This window comes from Clostridium sp. (assembly GCF_051650885.1).
Taxonomy (GTDB): Bacteria; Bacillota; Clostridia; order Clostridiales; family Clostridiaceae; genus Clostridium.
In genome coordinates, this window is sequence record NZ_JBOFRG010000209.1 from 1 (window position 1) to 3,911 (window position 3,911).

Sequence of the window (3,911 nt, forward strand, 5' to 3'; positions counted from 1 at the left end):
TTTTTTATATACAATTATAAAAAAACTTAGCAGAAAATCTCTTTTCCACTAAGTCTCATTTTATTATCTTTCTTCAGTAAAAAGTCCTGCACCTTTTATTATCTCTTGGTCTCTAAAAAGACTGTTTACAGCTTCATTATAGTCTACTAGCTTTTGAGCTTTTTTTATTTTCTTTGCATACTTCTTATTTTCAGTAAATATATGGCTCAAATATCCCCAAAACTCTTTCATTCTAAACATTGCATTTTTATCATCATTAAATATTTCTCTATATGTATTAAATATTTCATCGTGAAATTCTTTTAAAATCTTTTTATCTATATATTTATCTTCTTTTATTTCTAATAAAAGACCTGGATTTGCTAGAATTCCTCTTCCTATCATTATTTTATCTAAATCCTTGAATTCACTTATTATTCTATCATTATCTTTCTTTGTAAAAATGTCCCCATTATAACAGACCTCTGTATTACTTTCTTTTAAAGCTTTTCTAAAGACTTCTAAATTAGGTGTATTTCCATAAAAATCTTTTCTTGTTCTTGGGTGAATTATAAGCTCTTCTAATGGATATTTATTATACATTTTTAAAAGCTCTTCAAATTCCTCAGGTTTTTCTAATCCAATTCTTGTTTTAATCGATATTTTCATCTTTTCCATCTTAAATATTTCTTCTAAAAATTTATCTAATTCATCTCTTTTTCCTAAAAACCCTGAACCTCTTCCTTTTCCAACTACTGTTCCTGATGGACATCCTAAATTTAAGTTTATTTCACTATAACCTAAAGCCTCCATCTTTTTGGCTGTTTCTATAAAACCTTCACTATCATTAGTTAAAATTTGTGGAACTATTATCATTCCTTCATTATTTTCAGGAAGTATATCACGAAGCTCCTTTGTCTTTAAACTTCTACTTTTATTTGGAATAACAAATGGAGTAAAATATTTATCAAATCCTCCAAAATATTTATCATATGCATTTCTATATACAAACCCTGTTATACCTTCCATTGGTGCTAAATAATATTTCATTTTTTTCTCCTTAAACTTTAAGCCACTTAATTGTGACCTTACAATTTCATCTTTTAACATTATATTATAAAACTATTACTTCTTACAATTTTATTGTTTCACATCTTATTAAGCTGTATAATTTTCCTTGAACTAATTTAATGAAGGAGATTTTATATGCAATTTATTCAAAATATTGATGATTCAATTTTATATTTTATACAAGACCATATGGTTAATCCAGTTTTTAATATTTTAATGCCTATGATTACCACTCTTGGAGATGCTGGTATTCTTTGGATCTTTATCTCTATTATTTTAATTTTAAATAAAAATTATAGAAAATACGGTATTGCTATGGGACTAGCTTTAGTTTTATGTTTCCTAGTTGGAAATGTTTTTATGAAAAACTTTTTTATGAGACCTCGTCCTTGCTGGATAGATTCTTCTGTGAATTTATTAATTTCTATTCCTACAGATTTTTCATTTCCATCTGGACACTCTATGTGCTCCTTTGCCGCTGCAACTGTACTATTTTCTATGAATAAAAAAATTGGAACAGCTTCTCTTATTTTAGCTTTCCTTATAGCTTTTTCAAGACTATATCTTTTTGTTCATTATCCTAGTGATGTACTTGTAGGTTCAATCATTGGAGTAATATTTGGAGTAATATCAGTTAAAATTATTAATATAATGTATAAAAAATATTCTAAATAAAGAGAAATAAGGTATTAAAGATTAATCTTTAGCACCTTATTTTTTTATTTTTCTAAACTTTCTTCAATTTATTTAATAATAAAATTTAATTTAAGACATACTATATGTAAGTAAATTTTAGGAGGTGCTTTTATGGCACATGATTATATTTTCCCAAAGGAATTCCCAAAACAACATCAAGACAGACAACCTGGCTTTGAAACTGAAATGAATCCTCTCCCTATCTATGACCACCCTTCTTATATTAATGATGGTAAACGCCTTAAAGATAAGGTAGCTATTATAACAGGTGGTGATAGCGGTATTGGTCGTGCAGTTTCTTTAGCTTATGTTCGTGAAGGAGCTAAAGTTGTTATTGTTTATTACGATGAACATGAAGATGCAAAAATTACAGAAAAACTTTTAAAAGATAATGGTGGTGAATGTTTTCTTATTTCTGGTGATTTAGGCGAGCCAACCTTTTGTGATGAAGTTGTAGAGGCTACTATTAAAAAATTTTCTAAAATAGATATTCTTATAAATAATGCCGCTATGCAATTTGCTGATTATGATATTTTTGGAATTTCAGATGAGCAATTTGAAAGGACCTTTAAAAGCAATATGTTTAGCGCTTTTTACTTAACTAAACGTGCTCTTAAATATATGGAATGTGGCTCTTCTATTATAAATACTACTTCAATAGTTTCTTATAGAGGTCATGAAACCTTAATTGATTATTCTTGTACTAAAGGTGCATTAACTACCTTTACGCGTTCACTAGCTAAATCCTTAGCTAAAAAAGGAATTCGTGCAAATGCTGTTGCACCTGGTCCTATTTGGACTCCCCTTATTCCTTCATCCTTTGACGAAGAAAAAACGAGTAAATTTGGTCAAAACACTCCCCTTCAAAGAGCAGGTCAACCTGTTGAAGTTGCAGAAAGTTATGTATTTTTAGCTTCAAACTCAGCGTCCTATATTACAGGTCAAACTATTCATGTTAATGGTGGTGAAGTTATTAATAGTTAATATATTTTATAGATGCATTTTAATAGTGCATCTTTTTTTAATTATATTAAATACTCCAAAAACTTATAGTTTTCCAGAAGAATTTTATGATAGCGTTCATTTAGATAATTTTTCACCTGATGACTTTAAATAAAAAAAAGCTAACACAACTTTCACTTTGTGTTAGCTTTTATACTCTTAAGCTTTCCGCTACTGTTACTTTATCTTCTTTCTTTTCCTTTTCAATATAATGAGAAACTCCAAAGCTTTCACCATTTCTTTTGTCTATACATTTTATTTTCAGTTTGTTTTTTCTGTTGATTATTTTACTTAACATTTCCATCAGAAATCTCCTTTTATTTAATATTTATTATTATCTAATAAAATTATAACCCAATGTAAATGTTTTTGCAACTTTTATTTCAATTCATTGTAAATTTCTCTATTTAAATTTTCTCTAAGCTTCAAATGAAATGTTATAGGCTTTTCTCCTTCATTATAAATAGTATCCACAAGCCCTACATATACATAAGGCTCTATAGCTTTATCTATTTCTCTATGTTTTCTTATAAATAAGTGCATATTTATGTTTTCCTTCTTATTATTCACAAGCTTTCTTCCAAGCTCTGAATCTAATGTTGTACTTCCACTACTTTGCCATACAAATACATTTTTTTCTATAAACTCATTTTCATGCTGTGCACTTACCTGTCCCTCTTCTTTCTCCATTCCTACAAACATATAGAAATTATCTCCATTAGTCTTTAATCCCCCCATTCCATAGCCACCAAACTTCATTTTTGCATTTGACACTCTAACTACATCATCCCTAGTATATCTTTCATACAACTTTAAAAATGGCATTCCATAATTCTTAAAACCAAAATCTTTTTCATATGAAAGTAATCCATACTCTATACAATCTTTAATATAAAAACTATATAATTTATTATCAATTATTTCTATAAACTCTTCTTTTAAAAATATTTTTTCTTCCTTAATATCTATAAAATTGAAGTTGCTTTCCTTTTTACTTCCATAATCTCCTCTTAAACACTCTAAAGTATAATTTAAAGTCTCTTCATCTATAAACTCTATCTTTTTTTCTATTTCATTTTTCAATATTTCTTTTGTTGCAGTTTTATTTTCTATTAGATATTTAAGAATGATATATTCAAAAGGTCTTTTAAGTGGCAATTTTC

5 protein-coding genes are annotated in these 3,911 nt (G+C 27.5%); 2 read left to right on the forward strand and 3 right to left on the reverse strand.

Going from position 1 to position 3,911, the window contains the following annotated elements; all coding sequences use genetic code 11:
- Positions 1 to 63 precede the first annotated feature (63 nt).
- On the reverse strand, positions 64 to 1,029 hold the full coding sequence (locus tag ACRC28_RS09910) for a tRNA dihydrouridine synthase (protein WP_438543289.1): 966 nt from the start codon (positions 1,027 to 1,029) through the stop codon (positions 64 to 66).
- 156 nt (positions 1,030 to 1,185) lie between these two features.
- Between ACRC28_RS09910 and ACRC28_RS09915 the strand changes: the two genes are divergently transcribed.
- Together ACRC28_RS09915 and ACRC28_RS09920 are read left to right on the forward strand one after the other, a co-directional pair.
- Entirely contained in the window at positions 1,186 to 1,725 is a 540-nt protein-coding gene (locus ACRC28_RS09915; RefSeq protein WP_438543290.1) for a phosphatase PAP2 family protein, read from the forward strand.
- Positions 1,726 to 1,857: 132 nt separating this feature from the next.
- Entirely contained in the window at positions 1,858 to 2,730 is an 873-nt protein-coding gene (locus ACRC28_RS09920) for an SDR family oxidoreductase (RefSeq protein ID WP_438543291.1), read from the forward strand.
- Positions 2,731 to 2,899: 169 nt separating this feature from the next.
- Here ACRC28_RS09920 and ACRC28_RS09925 read toward each other — a convergent pair whose 3' ends face one another.
- Entirely contained in the window at positions 2,900 to 3,052 is a 153-nt protein-coding gene (locus ACRC28_RS09925) for a hypothetical protein (RefSeq protein ID WP_438543292.1), read from the reverse strand.
- Between the two features lie 74 nt (positions 3,053 to 3,126).
- A partial coding sequence (locus ACRC28_RS09930; RefSeq protein ID WP_438543293.1) for a DUF3427 domain-containing protein occupies positions 3,127 to 3,911 on the reverse strand: 785 nt, incomplete at its 5' end.